The organism is Nocardioides halotolerans DSM 19273 (genome assembly GCF_000422805.1).
GTDB classification, from domain to species: domain Bacteria; phylum Actinomycetota; class Actinomycetes; order Propionibacteriales; family Nocardioidaceae; genus Nocardioides; species Nocardioides halotolerans.
Genome location: NZ_KE383927.1, coordinates 18246 through 35785 on the forward strand (window position 1 = coordinate 18246; position 17540 = coordinate 35785).

The 17540-nt window shown below is 73.1% G+C and carries 12 protein-coding genes; 2 read left to right on the forward strand and 10 right to left on the reverse strand.

Translation table 11 applies throughout. The annotated features are described in order from the left end of the window. The first annotated feature begins 245 nt into the window (after nt 1-245). Both G514_RS0123010 and G514_RS28545 read left to right on the forward strand, forming a co-directional pair. A complete protein-coding gene (locus G514_RS0123010) occupies nt 246-1487 on the forward strand; it encodes an HNH endonuclease signature motif containing protein (protein WP_028653665.1) in 1242 nt (413 codons plus the stop codon). A gap of 28 nt (nt 1488-1515) precedes the next feature. Continuing rightward, complete coding sequence (locus G514_RS28545) at nt 1516-2280, forward strand: class I SAM-dependent methyltransferase (RefSeq protein WP_169576558.1); 765 nt, start codon at nt 1516-1518, stop codon at nt 2278-2280. A gap of 36 nt (nt 2281-2316) precedes the next feature. Here the strand turns inward: G514_RS28545 and G514_RS0123020 are convergent, their stop codons facing one another. From G514_RS0123020 to G514_RS28550, 10 genes are read right to left on the reverse strand one after another with little or no spacing between them, the layout of a single operon-like run. After that, nucleotides 2317-3480 (reverse strand): acyl-CoA dehydrogenase family protein, encoded by a 1164-nt coding sequence (locus G514_RS0123020; protein WP_028653666.1) that lies wholly within the window; start codon nt 3478-3480, stop codon nt 2317-2319. After that, nucleotides 3477-5351 carry an acetyl/propionyl/methylcrotonyl-CoA carboxylase subunit alpha gene (locus G514_RS0123025; RefSeq protein WP_028653667.1) on the reverse strand — a complete coding sequence of 625 codons (1875 nt, stop codon included), beginning with the start codon at nt 5349-5351 and terminating at the stop codon, nt 3477-3479. Before G514_RS0123025 ends, G514_RS0123020 begins: the two co-directional genes overlap by 4 nt. Continuing rightward, nucleotides 5348-6946, reverse strand: a complete 1599-nt coding sequence (locus tag G514_RS0123030) for an acyl-CoA carboxylase subunit beta (RefSeq protein ID WP_028653668.1) — start codon at nt 6944-6946, stop codon at nt 5348-5350. The genes G514_RS0123025 and G514_RS0123030 overlap by 4 nt, the downstream gene beginning before the upstream one ends. Then, nucleotides 6943-8076 carry an acyl-CoA dehydrogenase family protein gene (locus G514_RS0123035; protein ID WP_028653669.1) on the reverse strand — a complete coding sequence of 378 codons (1134 nt, stop codon included), beginning with the start codon at nt 8074-8076 and terminating at the stop codon, nt 6943-6945. Before G514_RS0123035 ends, G514_RS0123030 begins: the two co-directional genes overlap by 4 nt. A gap of 23 nt (nt 8077-8099) precedes the next feature. Further along, nucleotides 8100-9830 (reverse strand): acyclic terpene utilization AtuA family protein, encoded by a 1731-nt coding sequence (locus G514_RS0123040; protein WP_245582316.1) that lies wholly within the window; start codon nt 9828-9830, stop codon nt 8100-8102. Further along, nucleotides 9827-10633, reverse strand: coding sequence for a TIGR03084 family metal-binding protein (locus G514_RS0123045; RefSeq protein ID WP_028653671.1), 807 nt, complete (start codon nt 10631-10633; stop codon nt 9827-9829). Before G514_RS0123045 ends, G514_RS0123040 begins: the two co-directional genes overlap by 4 nt. Further along, a complete protein-coding gene (locus G514_RS0123050) occupies nt 10630-11241 on the reverse strand; it encodes a TetR/AcrR family transcriptional regulator (protein WP_028653672.1) in 612 nt (203 codons plus the stop codon). The genes G514_RS0123045 and G514_RS0123050 overlap by 4 nt, the downstream gene beginning before the upstream one ends. Before the next feature lie 51 nt (nt 11242-11292). Continuing rightward, nucleotides 11293-12849, reverse strand: coding sequence for an IPT/TIG domain-containing protein (locus G514_RS0123055; protein ID WP_028653673.1), 1557 nt, complete (start codon nt 12847-12849; stop codon nt 11293-11295). Beyond that, the gene (locus G514_RS0123060) at nt 12768-14045 is read right to left on the reverse strand and encodes an IPT/TIG domain-containing protein (RefSeq protein WP_028653674.1); all 1278 of its coding nucleotides are present in this window, start codon (nt 14043-14045) and stop codon (nt 12768-12770) included. The genes G514_RS0123055 and G514_RS0123060 overlap by 82 nt, the downstream gene beginning before the upstream one ends. A 10-nt stretch (nt 14046-14055) precedes the next feature. Next, nucleotides 14056-17529, reverse strand: coding sequence for an IPT/TIG domain-containing protein (locus tag G514_RS28550; protein ID WP_051248148.1), 3474 nt, complete (start codon nt 17527-17529; stop codon nt 14056-14058). Between the last annotated feature and the right edge of the window lie 11 nt (nt 17530-17540).

Sequence of the window (17540 nt, forward strand, 5' to 3'; positions counted from 1 at the left end):
ATCACCGCCGCGAAGGCACCCGCCGCACCACCGCCGATCGAGCTCGTCGAGATCACCGCCGCGAAGGCACCCGCCGCACCACCGCCGATCGAGCTTGTCGAGATCACCGCAGCGTGCGCTCCCAGCCGTCCCCGGACGCCGGCGAACGTCCACTTCACGTCCACAACCACAGCGCCAAAACCCCCTATCCACAACGGGATCCGTCCACCCAGCGACTGTCGGTGGTCAGTGCTGGAATAGGTGCCATGACAGCGCTCGCCCACCACCCCCACCCGGTCACCCGGGCCGTGGCCGACGCACGCAAAGAACTCTCCGCCGTCGCGGACACTCCGGTGTGGTCGATGAACGCCGACGACACCACAACCACCCTGCACGACCTCGCCGCACTGGCCGCCCAGGTCGCCGAGCTCCAAGCCCGGACCCTCGCCCACGCCGGCCGCGTCGACCTCCCCGCCCAGACCGGCGCGACCTCGACCGCCACCTGGCACGCCGCCACCACCCGCACCACGAAGACCCACGCCCACCGCACCATGCGACTCGCCGACGGCCTCGAACACCACCAGGCGACCCGGACCGCGCTCGCCGACGGCCGCCTCCACGTCGAGCAGGCCGAAGCCATCCTCCGCGCCCTCGCCGACCTCCCCGACGACCTCGACCCCGCCATCACAGCCGCCGCCGAGCAACGGCTCCTGGAGTACGCCCGCGAGTTCGACGCCAAACACCTCAAGGTCCTCGGCCACCGGATCCTCGAGGTCACCTCCCCCGAGACCGCCGACGCCCACGAAGCCAGACTCCTCGAACGCGAAGAACAAGCCGCCGCCGCAGCCACCCGCCTGACCATCTGGGACGACGGACACGGCAAGACCCACGGCCGCTTCACCCTCGACACCCTCACCGGCGCCATGCTCAAGAAGCACCTCCACGCCCTCGCCGCCCCCAAGCACCAAGCCAGCAAAGGACCACTCGGCGAGCGCAAGCCCACCCCGCAACGCCTCGGACAAGCCCTCGTCGAGCTCATCCAGCGCTACCCCAAGAAGCGCCTGCCCAAGGCCGGCGGCCTCAACGCCACCGTCGTCGTGACGATGACGCTCGACGCGCTGGAGGGCCGGCTGAAGGCCGCGCGGCTCGACACCGGCGAAAGGCTCTCCCCCGGTGCCGCCCGCCGGCTCGCCTGCGAAGCCGGAGTCCTCCCCGCAGTCCTCGACGGCAAGTCCCACGTCCTCGACCTCGGCCGCAAGCAGCGCTTCGCCTCCGAAGCGCAGAGGATCGCCAAGACCATCGAAGCCCGCGGCTGCGAGATCGACGGCTGCGACTGGCCACCCGGCATGACCCACACCCACCACCACAAACGCTGGACCGACGGCGGCAACACCAACCTCCGCGACCTCATCTCACTCTGCCCCCACCACCACGCACGAGCCCACGACCCCCGCTACCACCTCGACCAGCTCCCCACCGGCAAGTACACCTTCCACCGACGCACGTGAGCCGCCTCGCGTCGCGTTGAATGGTCCGGTGAGCAAGTGGTCCGGAGTCGCCGAGGCCTACCGCACGTCGTTCGCGACCTTGTGCGCCGGCACTGTCGAGCGCCTGCTCGCGGACACGATCGGCGACGACCACCTCGACGTCGGCTGCGGCACCGGCGACCTCGCGCTCGCTGCGACGAGGCTGGGCCGGCAGGTGGTGGCGGTCGACGCCGACCCCGAGATGGTCGCGATGACGACGGCCGCGATGCGAGGTGTGGTCATCGAGGCGGCGCTGCCGCACCTGCCGTTCGACGACGCGAGCTTCGACGTCGTGACGGCGAACTTCGTCGTCAACCACGTGCCGGACCCGCGGGCGGCGGTGCGCGAGCTCGCTCGGGTCGCGCGGCCCGGCGGGCGGGTCGCCGTGACGTGCTGGCCGGCGCGCACCCAACCGTGGGCGAGCCTCGTCGGCGACGCCTTCACCGCAGCGGGCGTCGTCCCTCAGACCGGGCAGCGCCTCAGCCCCGAGCTCGACTTCGAGCGCTCGGTCACAGGCTTGCGCGGTCTGGCCGAGGACGCCGGCCTGAAGGTGGTGACCGCCACGGAGCTCCGCTGGGAGTGGGAGATCGGCGTCGACGCGCTGTGGAGCGGGATCACGGGCGGCGTGGCCACGGTCGGTCAGACGTTCCTGGCCCAGACCGGAGAGGTGCAGGACAAGGCCGAGACCGAGCTCCGCCAGATCATGGGGGAGGTCGCCCGCGACGGCATGCTCGGGCTGCCGAGCGCAGCGGCGTACGTCGTCGCGGTCGCGTAGCGGCTTCCGCCGCCGCCGAGGGGATGACCAGGCCGGTCAGTACGACTTGGGCAGCCCCAAGGAGTGCATCGCGACGAAGTTGAGGATCATCTCCCGGCTCACCGGGGCGATCCGGCCGGCGCGGGTGGCGACCAGCAGGCCGGCCATGCCGTACTCCTGGGTGATGCCGTTGCCGCCGTGGGTGTGCACCGCGCGGTCCGCCGCGTCACAGGCGGCCTCGGCGGCGGCGTACTTCGCCATGTTCGCGGCCTCGCCCGCGCCGAGGTCGTCGCCGGCGTCGTAGAGGGCGGCGGCCTTCTGCGTCATCAGGCGGGCCATCTCGATCTCGATGTGGCTCTGGGCGAGGGGGTGCGCGATGGCCTGGTGCGAGCCGATCGCGTCCTTGAAGACCACGCGCTCCTTGGCGTACGCCGCCGCGCGGTCGAGCGCGAACCGAGCGAGGCCGGTCGAGAACGACGCCGCCATGATCCGCTCGGGGTTGAGGCCGGCGAACAGCTGCACCAGCCCGCCGTCCTCGTCGCCCACGATGGCGTCGGCGGGCAGCCGGACGTCGTCCATGAACACCGTGAACTGGTGCTCGGGGCTGACGATCTCCATCGGGATCACGTTGTACTCGAACCCCGCGCTGTCGGTCGGGACGACGAAGAGGACCGGCTTCACCTTGCCCGTCCTCGCGTCCTCCGCACGGGCGACGACGAGCACGTTGTCGGCCTCGTCGACGCCGGAGATGTAGATCTTGCGGCCGTTGAGCACCCACTCATCGCCGTCCTTGCGGGCAGTGGTGGTGATGTTGTGGGTGTTGGTGCCGGCGTCCGGCTCCGTGATCGCGAAGGCCATCGTGCCGGTGCCGTCGCAGATGCCGGGCAGCCAGCGCTGCTTCTGCTCCTCGGTGCCGTAGCGGCTGATGATCGTGCCGCAGATCGCCGGGCTCACGACCATGAGCAGCAGCGGGCAGCCCTGCGCGGCGAGCTCCTCGCAGACCGCGGCGATGTCGCCGATGCCGCCGCCCCCGCCGCCGTACTGCTCGGGGATGTTGATGCCGAGGTAGCCGTTCTTGCCGATCTCCAGCCACAGGTCGGTCGTCTTGCCGCCGGAGCGCGCCTTCTCGGTGAAGTACTCGCGGCCGTACTTGCCCGCCAGCTTGGCCACCTCGCGGCGCAGCGCCTGGCGCTCCTCGGACTCGCTGAAGTTGTTGGTCACTCCGACTCCTCTACGACTGCCAGGACTTCTCCGGCCGCGACCTGCGCACCGGGCTTCACGTCGATCTCGGTCACCGTGCCCGGGCCGGGCGCCCGCACGGTGTGCTGCATCTTCATGGCCTCGAGCACCAGCACGGGCTGGCCGGCCTCGACCTGCTGGCCCTGCTCGACCGCGACGCTCACGACCGTGCCGGGCATCGGCGCGAGCAGGCTCCCGCTCGCGACGGCGTCGGCGGGGTCGACGAACCTCGGCGAGCGGACGTACGCCGCGTGCGCGCCCGGCCAGTCCACGTCCACGCGGTCGCCAGCCACCGCGACCTCGTAGGTCGTGCGAACGCCGTCCGCCTCCAGCGTCACGGCGTCGGGACCGGCCGCGACCACCGTCGCGCCCTCGACCCGGTAGCCGTCGCGACCGCCCCACCAGCTGACGGTGGTGCCGTCCTCGAACTCCGTGCGCTGCGGCTGCGAGACGACGTTGCGCCAGGCGGCCGGGATGCCGCGCTGGACGGTGCGGGAGGCCGCGGCACGCTCGGCCAGCGCGAGCGCCGCCGCCTCTGCGGCGTTGACCTGGCGCGAAGTTCGCGCCGGGTCGACGGTCACGAGCAGGTCGGTCGACACCTCGCCGCGCAGGAACCGGTCGTCGCGGAGGACGGCGACGAGCTGGTCGCGGTTGGTGCGCACGCCGTGGATCCGGGCGCGGGAGAGCACCCCCGCGAGCTTGCGTGCGGCCCCCTCCCGGGTGGGGGCGTGCGCGATGACCTTGGCCAGCATCGCGTCGTAGTGCGTGGACACCTCGCTGCCGGTCGCGTAGCCCGCGTCGACACGGATGCCCACCTCGAGGGGGACCTCGAAGAGGCTGAGCGTGCCGCTCTGTGGCGCGTAGTCGGCGGCCGGGTCCTCGGCGTAGAGCCGGACCTCGATCGCGTGCCCCTGCGCGGGGTCCGGCCAGCCCATCGTCCACTTCGCCTGCGCCGCGGTGAGCTGCAGCTCGACGAGGTCGACGTCGTGGACCAGCTCGGTCACCGGGTGCTCGACCTGGAGCCTGGTGTTCATCTCGAGGAACCAGAAGCGCTCGGTGTCCGGGTCGTAGAGGAACTCGACGGTGCCCGCGCCGCGGTAGTCGACGGCCTCCGCGGCCCGGTGCGCGGCGTCGTGCAGGGCGGCGCGCACCTCGTCGGAGAGCCCCGGCGCGGGCGCCTCCTCCACGATCTTCTGGTGACGGCGCTGCACCGAGCAGTCGCGGTCGCCGTAGACGCTCGTGCCGACGACCTGCACCTCGACGTGGCGACCGCGCTCGACGTAGGGCTCGACGAAGACGGTGCCGTCGCCGAACGCCGACGCCGCCTCGGCCCGGGCGGTCGCGATCTCGCCGGCCAGGTCCTCGAGCCGGCGGACCACGCGCATGCCGCGGCCACCGCCACCGGCGGACGCCTTCACGAGCAGCGGCAGGTCGGTCTCGGCCGGGTCGTCCGGCGCCTCCAGCACCGGTACGCCGGCCGCGCGCATGAGCTCCTTGGCCTTGATCTTGGAGCCCATCGCCTCGATCGACTCCGGACTCGGCCCGACCCACGTGAGACCGGCGTCGAGCACCGCCCGTGCGAAGTCGGCGTTCTCGGAGAGAAACCCGTAGCCCGGGTGGATCGCGTCGGCGCCGGTCCGCTCGGCAGCGGCGAGCACGAGCGCGACGTCGAGGTAGGTCTCGGAGGGCGCGTTGCCCGGCAGCCGCACGGCGAGGTCGGCCTCGGCGACGTAGGGCAGGCCAGCGTCGGCATCGGAGTGGATCGCGACCGTCGAGATGCCGAGCGAGCGGCAGGTGCGGAAGACCCGCGAGGCGATCTCGGCGCGGTTGGCGACCAGCAGCCTGGTGATCATGGCCGGAACACCCCGAACCGGTCGGTGCCCTCGATGGGCTTGTTCTCGATCACCGACAGGCAGATGCCCAGGACGGTGCGGGTGTCGCGCGGGTCGATGACCCCGTCGTCGTAGAGCATCCCGGAGAGGAAGAACGGCAGCGACTGCTCCTCGATCTGCGCCTCGACGACCTCCTTGATCCCCTTGAAGCCCTCGGCGTCGAAGACCTCGCCCTTCGACTCCGCCGACTGCCGCGCGACGATCTCGAGGACGCCGGCGAGCTGGGCGGGACCCATCACGGCGGACTTCGCCGAGGGCCAGGTGAAGAGGAAGCGGGGGTCGTAGCCGCGGCCGTTCATGCCGTAGTTGCCGGCGCCGTACGACGCACCCATGATCACCGTCAGGTGCGGCACCCGGGAGTTCGACACCGCGTTGATCATCATCGCGCCGTGCTTGATGATGCCGCCCTGCTCGTACTCCTTGCCGACCATGTAGCCGGTCGTGTTGTGCAGGAACAGCAGCGGGGTGTCGACCTGGTTGGCGAGCTGGATGAACTGCGTCGCCTTCTGCGCCTCCTCACTGAACAGCACGCCCTGGGCGTTGGCGAGGATGCCGATCGGGCGGCCGTGCAGCCTCGCCCAGCCGGTGACGAGCGACGAGCCGTAGAGCGGCTTGAACTCGTCGAAGACGGCACCGTTGGTGGCCGACACCCCATCACAGATCCGGGCGATCACCTCGCGCGGGTCGAACGGCTCCTTGAGGTCGGCCGGGATCAGGTCGAGAAGCTCTTCTGGGTCCGCGTCCGGCTCGGCGTACCCTCTGCCGTCTCGTGGGGGGTCGGGCGGGGAGTACGGCTTGCGCCAATTGAGCCGCGCCACGATCCGGCGGCCGATGCGGATGGCGTCGCGCTCGTCCTCGGCGAGGTAGTCGGCCAGGCCGCTGACCCGCGCGTGCATCTCCGCACCGCCGAGCGACTCGTCGTCGGACTCCTCGCCGGTCGCCATCTTCACCAGCGGCGGGCCACCCAGGAACACCTTGGCCTGCTCCTTGACCATCACCGTGTAGTCGGACATGCCGGGCACGTAGGCGCCGCCCGCGGTGGAATTGCCGAACACGAGCGCGATCGTCGGCAGCTTGGCCGCGGAGGACCGCGTGATGTCGCGGAACAGCTTGCCGCCGGGGATGAAGATCTCCTTCTGGGTCGGCAGGTCCGCGCCGCCGGACTCCACGAGAGCGACGGTCGGCAGCCCGTTCTCCTCGGCGATCTGCGAGGCGCGGAAGATCTTCTTCACCGTCCACGGGTTGCTCGCGCCGCCCTTCACCGACGGGTCGTTGGCGGTGATCATGCACTCGACGCCCTCGATGACCCCGATGCCGGTCACGACGCTCGCGCCCACGGCGAAGTCGGAGCCCCAGCCGGCGAGCGGCGACAGCTCGAGGAACGCCGAGCCCTCGTCGACCAGCAGCTCGATGCGCTCGCGCGGCATCAGCTTGCCCCGGTCGTGGTGGCGGGCGACGTACTTCTCCCCGCCGCCGCCGACGGCCCTGGCGTGCTCGGCGTCGAGGGCGGCGAGCTTGTCGAGCATCGCCTCGCGGTTGGTCGCCGTGCTGGTCATGACGCGTAGCCCAGCAGTCGTGCGGCGAGATCGGTCAGCACCTCGGTGGCTCCTCCTCCGATGGGCAGGATCCGGGCGTCGCGGTAGTGCCGCTCGACCTCGGTCCCGTGCAGGTAGCCGGTGCCGCCGTGGAGCTGCACCGCCTGGTCGCAGACGTAGGTCGCGGCGTCGCAGGCCGTCTGCTTCGCGAGGCACGCCTCGGCGATCACGTTCTCCCCGTCGACGTGACGGCGCGCGACCTCGCGCGCGTAGGTGCGCGCGACCTCGACCTGCCGGCGCATCTCGACGAGCTTGTGGCGCACGACCTGGTTGGCGATCAGCGGCTTGCCGAACGTCTCGCGGTCGCGGCAGTACGCCGCGGTGAGCGCGAGCGAGCGGGCCGCGATGCCGTAGGCGTGCACGGCGAGCCCCAGCCGCTCGACGACGAACTGCTCGGCGATCTGGTAGAAGCCCGAGCCCTCCTCACCGACGAGGTTCGCCGCCGGCACCCGCACGTCGACGTAGGACAGCTCGGCGGTGTCGGAGCAGTGCCAGCCCATCTTCTGCAGCGAGCGGTCGACGGTGAAGCCGGGCGTGCCGCTCTCGACGACCAGCAGGCTGAGGCCGCCGTGACCGGGGCCGCCGGTGCGCACCGCGGTCGTGACGAAGTCGGCACGGACCCCGCTGGTGATGAACGTCTTGGCGCCGTTGACCACGTAGTGGTCGCCCTGTGCCGATTTCTGGCGGACCGCCGTCGTGCGGATGCCCGCCACGTCGGAGCCACCGCCCGGCTCGGTGATCGCGAGCGAGCCGATGGTCTCGCCGGCCAGCGTCGGGCGCACGAACCTGTCGACGAGGTCGGCGTCGCCGGAGGCAGCGATATGAGGCAGCGCGATGCCGCTGGTGAACAGGCCGGCCATCAGCCCGCTGGAGGCGCCGGCCTCGAACATCGCCTCCTGGAGGTCCAGCGAGTCGAGCATCGAGCCCCCGCCGCCGCCGACCTCCTCGGGGAGGGCGACGCCGAACAGCCCCTGCTTGCCGGCGGTGAGGTGCAGCTCGCGCGGGATCGTGCCGGCGTCCTCCCACTCCTGGAGGTACGGCGCGACCTCGCGGCGCACGAACTCGGCGCCGAGCTCTCGCAGCGCGCTCACAGCGCTCCCATCGCTCACGTCGCTCACAGAAGGTCCTCCTGGATGTGGACGATGCGGGAGCGCAGCCACTCGCCGAGCCCCTTCGCCTGCGGGTCGAAGCGGGTCGAGGCGGCGACGCCCTGGCCGAGCAGACCGTGCACGACGACGTTGATGCCGCCGAGGTTGGGCAGCACGTAGATGTCGATGTCGAGGTCGCGTGCCTCGGGGACCAGCTCGCGGATCCGGCGCGGGCTCATCAGCTTCGCGAGCCAGGTCACCCGCGCCGCGCGGCGCGGGTCGCCGTCGTTGGCGACCCAGAGGCCGATGTTGGCGTCGCCGCCCTTGTCGCCCGAGCGCGCGTGCACGAACGTGCCGAGCGGCGCCCGGCGGTTGAGGGAGTCGGCAGGGGCGGGGTACGGCGAGGGGCGCCGACCCTCGTCGGGGTCGACGACCGAGAAGTCCGTCGGGTCGGCGATCTCCTCGCGCCGTCCGTCGGCGTGCACGACCGTGTGGTGCACCTGCGCGCGGTCGACGTACTCGGGCCGGTAGACGCCGTAGGGCGTGGGCTGCTGGGGCGGGGCGGTCATGGTGAAGCCGGGGTACGACGCGAGAGCCAGCTCCACGGCCGGCCCGGTGAACGCGCGGCCGACGGGGTCGGGCTGCGGGTCCTTCACCGTGCAGCGGAGCAGCACCGAGGCGGCCTCCTCGCTGTCGGCGTCCGGCGGCGGCGCCGTGACCCGCGACCAGCCGACCTCGCTCGCGGTGAGCGACGGCGTGAGCTGCTCGCGGACCCAGTCGGCCTTCTCCTCGACGTCGAGCCCGGTGAGCACGAACTCGACCTGGTTGCGGAAGCCGCCCAGCTCGTTGACCGACACCTTGAGCCGCTCCGGCGGCGGGTCGCCGCGCACGCCGGAGACGGCGACGCGGTCGGGGCCTTCCTGCTCGAGCCGGATCGTGTCGAGCCGCGTGGTGACGTCGGGGTTGAGGTAGCGGGTCGACTGGATCTCGTAGACCAGCTGCGCGGTGACGGTGTCGACGGTCACCGCACCGCCGGTGCCGTCGTGCTTGGTGATCACGCTCGACCCGTCGGCGGCGATCTCGGCGACGGGGAACCCGAGCGGCTTCGCCGGGTCCATGCCAGCGGCGACCAGCCGGCGGAAGCCGGAGAAGTTGCCGCCGGTCGCCTGGGCGCCGCACTCGATGACGTGGCCCGCGACCACGGCGCCCGCGAGCTCGTCGTACGACGTCGGCGTCCAGCCGTGGTGGGCGACCGCCGGGCCGACGACGACGCTCGCGTCGGTCACGCGTCCGGTGACCACCACGTCCGCTCCCGCGGTGAGCGCCGCCGCGATCCCGAAGCCACCCAGGTAGGCGTTGGCGGTCAGCGCGCCGTCGAAGAGACCCAGCGGGCGGAGGTCGTCGCCCTCGACGTGCGCCACGGCCGGGTCGAGGCCGAGCCCCTTCGCGACCTCGCGCACGCGGTCGGCCAGGCCCGCGGGGTTGAGCCCGCCGGCGTTGCTCACGATCCGCACCCCGCGCTCGAGCGCGAGGCCGAGGCAGTCCTCGAGCTGCCGCACGAAGGTCCGCGCGTAGCCGAGCGACGGGTCCTTCATCGTGTCCTTGCCGAGGATCAGCATCGTGAGCTCGGCGAGGTAGTCGCCGGTGAGCACGTCCAGGCCTTGTCCGTCGCCGGCACCCTCGAGCTGCTCGCGCATCGCCGAGAGCCGGTCGCCGTAGAAGCCGGAGCAGTTGCCGACCCGGAGCACGCCGGTCACGCGGCGACCCCACGACCCGGCCCGGGCGGGCCGGCGAACGCCTGCGCGATGCCGAGCCAGTGCTCGGCGTCCGCACCGACCGCGACCAGGCCGGTGTCGGCGCGGTTGACCCGCTGCGTGACGAGCAGGCAGAAGTCGTACGCCGGACCGCTCACCCGCTGGGCGGCGTCCTCCGGCCCCCACGTCCACACCGCACCGCTCGGGGCGGTGAGCTCGACGCGGAACTCCTCGGCGGGCGGCTCCTCCGAGTGCACCGAGTAGGCGTAGTTGCGGGTGCGCACGCCGAGGTGGGCGACGTGCCGGATGCGGTCGGTCGGAGCGGGCCGCGAGCCCGCGGCGTCGTGGACGTCGAGCGCGTGCGCCCAGGTCTCCATGAAGCGGGCCGTGGCCATGCTCGCGGCGCTCATCGGCGGGCCGAACCACGGCATCTTCTGGCCGGCGGGCAGGTCCGTGAGCGCGGTGCGGAGCGCCGCGCGTCCCGCTGCCCACCGTGACAGCACCTCCTCGCGCGCCAGCGTCGCGAGCTCGAACGCGCCCGCGTCGACGTAGCCCGTCGGGTCGGCGATCGCGGCCAGCACGACGTCGTCCCAGGCCTGCTTCGACTCCGCCGACTCGTGGGCGTGCGCCGCGACCACCGCGACCTCGTCGGTCCACAGCAGGTGCGCGACCTGGGTCGCGACGGTCCAGCCCGGGGCAGGGGTGGGCGTCGTCCAGCCCTCGGGGCCGAGCCGGTCCACGGTCGCCCGGAGCTCGTCGCCCTCGGCGGCGAGGTCGTCGAGCAAGCCGTTCAGCAGGTCGGTCATGGACGCTCCAGGGCGGTGTCGAGGGTCTTGGCCCACTCGTCGAGGATCCGGGTGCGGCGGCGCCCGTCGTCGGAGATCGTGTTGGCGAGGCCGAGCCCGCGGACCAGGTCGAGGGTGGCCTTCACGAGCTCGCGCACCCCCGGGCGCGACTCGTCGGCGCCGAGGAGCTCGACGGTCAGGCGGTGCGTCTCGCGACCCACCCTGAGCTCGAGTGGGGCGACCTCCGCCAGCAGGTCGGGATCGGTGCGGGCGGCGACCCAGAGCTCGAGCGCGGCGGTGAACACCGGCGAGGTGAAGTGGTCGCCGAGCACCTGCAGCACCGCCCGCGTGCGCTTCGGCCCGCTCGGCAGTTTCTCAGCCGCAGCGGCCAGCTCGGTGCCGCGGACCTCGGTCACGTGCTGCACCGCAGCGACCACGAGGTCCTGCTTGCTGGGGAAGTGGTGCAGCTGTGCGCCGCGGCTCACCCCGGCCCGCTCGCTGACCAGCGTGGTCGACGTGCCGGCGTACCCCTTCTCTACGAGCAGCTCGACCGTCGCCTCCAGCAGCCGCGCCCGCATCGCGCGGGAGCGCTCCTCCTGCGGGACGCGCGTCACCACCTGGCCGGCCATCGTGACAGGATGGCGTGGAAGCAACAAACAGTCAAGCCTGACTTTTTCTGCTTACGGGCCGATCGCTACGCCGGTGACGAGCAGTCCCCGGTAGCGGCCCTGCGCGTCGACGTACTGGCCCACGACGACAGCCCGGTCCGCGGTGTCGACGGCCGACCCGTGGATGAACGACTCGCCGGCCTGGAAGGGCGTGCGCACGGGGGAGCTGCCGACCGCCCCCGCGGTGAGCGTCGCGACCAGCCCGCGGGTGCGGTAGCCGAGCAGGTTGTAGCCGCCGGTGCCGACGCACCGGCCCGGCGCCGTGCAGAGGACGTCGTCCATGCCGGCCTCGGGGCGCACCGGGTCGACGTCCACCATGGGCACCGGCTCGGTGACGGGTGCTCCGCCACCGATGAACGTGGTCATCGGCAGCATGGGGTAGCTGACGTCGTACCCCTCCCGGACCTCGTCCTCGTAGGCGCCGACGGCGACGCACGACCCGGGAGCCGGGCACGAGACGCCCCGGAAGAAGGCATAGACGTCCGGGAGGTTGACCGAGGGCTGCGGAGCCGAGCCCGGGGTCCAGGTCCCCCCGGCCAGGGTCTCGACCAGCGGGCGCCGGTCGCCGCCGGCGGTGTACTGGCCCACCGCCGTGCACGACCCCTCGGCCGGGCAGGAGATCGCGTTGAGGGTGCCCTGGCGGCCGCCCGCGGGATGGGGCAGCGCCTGGGCGGTCCACGAGAGCCCGGCGCCACGCTCGACGAGCGGGGTGTGGTGGAAGTCCGGTTCGACCAGCCGTCCGACCGCGAAGCACTCGGTCGCCGTGCAGTCGACGTCGTTGAGGCGACCGTGCGACGCGCCGGTGTCCGGGGTGGGTGCGATCGCCCAGGCGTCGCCGTCGTTGACGAAGACCAGGTCGGCGCCGACCGCGGCGCAACGCCGGTCGGCGGTGCAGTCGAGCCCGTCGAAGTGGATCCAGTCGTCGCCGTTGACCGCGTCGCCGACGAAGTAGGCAAAGACCGTCCAGCCCGAGCCGTCCCAGGTCGCGAACAGGGGCGAACCGGCCGCGCCTTCGGTGTCGTAGACGCCGGCCGCGACGCAGAAGTCGACCGCGGTGCACGCGACCTGCTGCATCCGGGCGTCCTGCCACCACTCGGGAGGATGGACGGCGTCGGGGGGCAGCGGAAGCTCGGTCGGCGACCACGTGCCTCCGGAGAGCCGCTCCACCAGGGGCCGGGTCTCGTCGTCGGAGATCGAGTAGGAGCCGACCGCGAAGCACTCCCCGGGCGCCGGACACGCCACGTCGGCGATGTCGGAGCCCGCGGTCGACCCAGCCGGGAGCGGTGCGGGGACGGCGGTGACGCCGGCCGGCTCGACGGGGGTGTCGAACGAGAACCGGCTGTCCCAGCTGGTGCGCGACGTGCCTGCCGGTGTCGTCACGCGCACGTGCACGATCCCCGAGAGGTGCGGCGGAGCGGTCACGTGCAGCTGGTCGTCGGAGTCCACGACCACGTCGGTCCCCGCCACGCCGCCGAAGTCGACACCCGTTACCCCGCCGAGACCCGTGAACTCCGACCCCTCGACCAGGACTCTCGACCCGCCCGTGGCGGGGCTGTACGGCGGGTACACGCCGTAGACGGCGGGGGGCCCACCCAGGTGAACGTCGAGCCCGGCGAGGCAGGAGAGAAGCCACCGGACGTGGCCACCGAGACGTTCGTGCTCGTGGTGCCGTCCTCGACCACGTAGGGGTTCGGCGGTGCCGTGACCACCAGCTCCTGCGGCGACACGACCACCAGGCCCGCGCCGTTCTCGTCACCGAACGAGACGTGGTCGACCTCCTCGAAGTTCGTGCCCGTGATCGTGACCCGTCCACCTGTCTTGGTCAGCTCGTGGGGGACGATGCTGGTGATCGTGGGCGGTGGAGGCACGAAGCGAAACTGCGACCAGTAGTCGCCCGGCGTGGAGAGGTCGCACTGCGTCTCCACCTGGACGTCGGTGACGCCCGAGGCGTGCGGGGGTGTCGTGACCTCGAGCTCGGTCGGCGAGATCACGACGACATCGCCACCGGGGGCTCCGCCGAAGGTCACCGCCACCACGTCGCTGAAGCCACCGCCGTGCACCCCCACCCGCGTGCCGCCGGCGCGGTCGCCCTGCCGTGGGTCGATCCACCCGACCACCGGACGGGTGCACCCGGAGGGCAGCCGGTAGGTGAAGACGCTCCGGGCCGACTCGACGGACCTACCGTCCAGGTTCACCACCTGCACGTCGACGGGGCCGGCCGCGTGCGGAGGGGCCTGGACCGTGAGCCGGGTCGGGGTCCAGCCGAGGACCGCGGCCCGGGTCGTCCCGAAGTACACCGCGCTGGCAGAGGTGAACCCGTCGCCGACGATGCCGACCTGGTCGCCCGGGCGCCCGATCGCCGGGACCAGCTCCGTGACGTGCGGTGCGGGCGCCGGCGGCGCGGCATAGGTGAAGGTGTGAGGGCGAGCCTTCTGTCCGTGCGCCCGCACACCGACCCGGACCGTGCCCGGGGCGTGCGGGGGCGCCACCACGCTGATCGCACGTGGGCCTGCCCGGACCACGCGCAGGGGGGCGAGCCCGCCGAAGCGGACCTTGGCGTCTCGGAGGTGCCGACCCTTGATCGTGACGACCGTGCCGCCCAGGCTGTCGCCGGTCGACGGTGACACCGAGCGGATCGTCGGGGCGGCGCGCGCGCCGAGGGGCGAGGACGCCGCGGTTGCCGCGAGGGTGAGCGGCACGAGCGCGGCGACGAGCAGGCCACCCACGCAGGCGGCCGTCGTCCGCACCCGAGCGTTGACCCCCACGGCGCCGACGCTAGACCGTGTAGGTGTAGCCGTCGACCAGTGAGACCGTCCCGCCCGGCGCGGTCAGGCCGACGTCCACGACACCAGGGGCGTGGGCCGGCGTGTCCACGGTGACCTCGGCGTCGGAGACGACCACGAGGCCGGTGGCCGGCACGCCGTCGAAGGTGACCGAGGTCGTGCCCGTCAGCCCGCTGCCGGTGAGCGTCACGGTGGTGCCGCCCGCGGCCGATCCGTCACCGGGGGTGACCGCGTCGAGCGTCGGTGGCGCGACGTAGGTGAACGCGTCGGTGGCGGTGCCGGACCCGCCGACGGTGGTCACCGAGACGTCCACCGGGCCGGCCGGGTGTGCCAGGGTGACGGCCGTGAGCGTCGTCGCGTCGACGACGACGACGGTGGTGGCCGGTACGCCGCCGAACGTCACCTCGGTCGCGCCGTTCAGGTCGGTGCCGGTGATCGTGACGGCGGTGCCGCCGGAGGTAGGTCCGGTGACCGGGCTGACGGAGGTGATGGTGGGCGCGGCGACGTAGGTGAAGGAGCCGGCGAGCGAGTCGGTGCCGCCCGGGGTGGTGACGGAGACGGCAACGAGCCCGGCCGGGTGGGGAGGTGTGGTCGCGGTCAGCGAGGTGCCCGCCGGGTTGACCGCGACGTCGGTCGCCGGCGTGCCGCCCACGCTGACCTCGGTCCCGGGCCGGAAGCCAGTGCCGGTGAGCGTGATGGTGGTGCCGCCCGCGGCCGGGCCCAGGGCCGGGCTGACCCCGGTCACGGCCGGCGCGGCGAGGTAGGTGTAGGAGTTGCCGAACGACGCGGAGCCCCCGGGCGTGGTCACCGAGACGTCGACCGTGCCGGGCACGTGTGCCGGCGGGAGCGCGGTGAGCTGGGTCCCGTCCGGGCTCACCGAGACGCCCGTCGCGGCCGCGGCCCCGAACAGCACCTGCATCCCCGCGCGGAAGCCGGACCCGGTCAGCGTCACGGGCGTGCCGCCGGTCACCGGACCCGCGTCTGGCGCCACGGCGGTGAGCGTCGGCAGCGCGACGTAGGTGTAGGCGCCGCTCAGGCTCGCGGAGCCACCGGGAGTGGAGACCGTGACGTCGACGGCGCCGGCGGGGTGCGGTGGCGCGGTCGCGGTGAGCTCGGTGCCGCCGGGGTTGACCACGACGCCGGTCGCGGGCGTGGTCCCGAACAGCACCTGGGTGTCGGCCCGGAAACCCGAGCCCGTCAGCGTCACGGTCGTGCCGCCGGCGACCGGTCCGGCGTCGGGCGCGAGGGAGGTCAGCGCCGGTGCGACGACGTAGGTGAAGGCACCGCTGAGCGAGTCGGAGCCGCCCGCCGTCGTCACCGAGACCGGCACGGGGCCTGCGGTGTGCGCGGGGGCGAGGACGGTCGCCTGGGTGCCGCTCTGGTTCACGAGGTCGACGGTCGCCGGGTCGCCGCCGAAGCGCACCTGCATACCGGCCCGGAAGCCGGAACCCGTCAGCGTCACCGACGTGCCGCCCGCGGTGGGGCCGGTCGCCGGGGTCACCGACGCCAGGATGGGCGACACCACGTAGGTGAACGCAGCGGGCACTCCCGAGGACCCGCCCGGGGTCGTCACGGTGACGTCGACCGGGCCGGCGGGGCGGGCCGGCGTCGTCGCTATGGCAGAGGTCGCCGAGGTGACCACGACGCCGGTGGCCGGCGTGCCGCCGAAGCTCACCTGCGTGCCGGTGCGGAAGCCCGTGCCCGTCAGGGTCACCGTGGTCCCGCCGCCCGTCGGGCCTGCATCCGGGCTGACGGCGGTGAGGACTGGAGCGGCGACGTAGGTGTAGGCGTTCGGCAGGGTCACCGGGCCACCGGGCGTCGACACGGAGACGTCGACGGTGCCGGCCGCGTGCGCCGGGGTCACGACGGTCGCCTGCGTCGACGAGGTCACGACGACGCCGGTGGCGGGCACGCCGCCGAAGCTCACCTGCATCCCGGCCCGGAACCCCGAGCCGGTCAGCGTCCCCGAGGTGCCGCCGGTGACCGGGCCGGCGTCCGGGCTGACCGAGGTCAGCGCAGGGATCGCGACGTAGGTGTAGCCGTCGGGGAGCGTGGCCGTGCCGCCGGGCGTCGAGACGGTCACGGCGACCGGCCCCGGCCCGTGGGCGGGCGCGGTCACGGTCGCCTGGGTCGCCGAGGTGACCACGACTCCGGTGGCGGGCACCCCGCCGAAGCCCACCAGCATCCCGGCCCGGAACCCCGAGCCGGTCAGCGTGACCGTGGTGCCACCCGCCACCGGGCCGGCCGTCGGGGAGACGCCGGCCAGCGTCGGCGCCACGACGTAGGTGAAGGCGCCGGCGAGCACGTCCGAGTCGCCCTCGGTCGTGACGACCACGTCGACCACGCCGGCACCCTGGGGCGGCAGCACGGCGGTCAGCTGGGTGCCGCCGGGGTTCACGCTCACGTCGAGCGACGGCTTGGTGCCGAACATCACGAGCGTGTCGGAGGTGAACCCGGTGCCGGTCAGCGTCACGTCGACGAAGCCGGCCGTCGGCCCGACGGAGGGCGACACCCCGGTCAGGCTCACGCCGCCGACGAACAGGTAGCCGCGGGTGAGGCTCGCGCTGCCTCCCGGCGTGGTGACCACGACGTCGACCCACCCCGGGGCGTGGGGAGGAGTGGTCACGGTCAGCGTGGTGCCGCCGGCGGATGACTGCACGTCGGTCGCGACCAGGCCCCCGAAGGTGACGACCGCGTCGCTCGTGAGCCCGGTGCCGCTGACCGTCACGGTGGCGCCAGCGGCCGGGCCGGAGCTCGGGGTGACGGCGGACAGGGTCGGCGCCGCCACGAAGGAGTAGGCGTCCGCGAGGGTCGCCGCGCCGCCGGGTGTCACTACAGTGACGTCGACAGCACCCACCGGCCGAGGCGGGGTGACGGCGCGGATCGTGCCGGGTGAGGTGACCGAAAACGACGCCGCGTTGCTGCTCCCGAACCGCACGGCGGTCGCGCCGGCGAGGTCGGCCCCGCTGATCGTCACCACGGCGCCGCCCGTGGTCGGTCCCGACCTGGCCGTCAGCTGGCCCAGGGTCGGTGCGGGCGTCACGTAGGTGAAGTGCGTGGCCTTGCCCTGCTTCGAGCCGCCGCCCTTCGTCACGACCCGCACGCGCACCGGGCCGGACACGTGCGGCGGCGCGACGACGACGAGCTTGCGGCCGCTCTTGACGCGCACACCCGTCGCCTTGGTGCCGCCGAAGAACACCTTCTTCGCGCCGGAGAGGTTGCGGCCCTTGATCACGACCTGGAAGCCACCCGCCGTCGAGCCGGTCTGCGGCGTCAGCCGGGTCACCGTGGGCTTCGGCGCCCCGGCGCGGGTCGCGGTGGCCGACGCGCTGGCGGACGCGGGGGTGGACGCGGTGCGGGCGTCGTCGGACGGCGCTCGCGCCGCCGGGCTGGGACTGACCGGTCCGATCGCGAGCGCGACACCCAGCGCGGCGGTCCAGGCCGCCGCGACCCCCGTGCGAGCCACCCAGCGAGGTT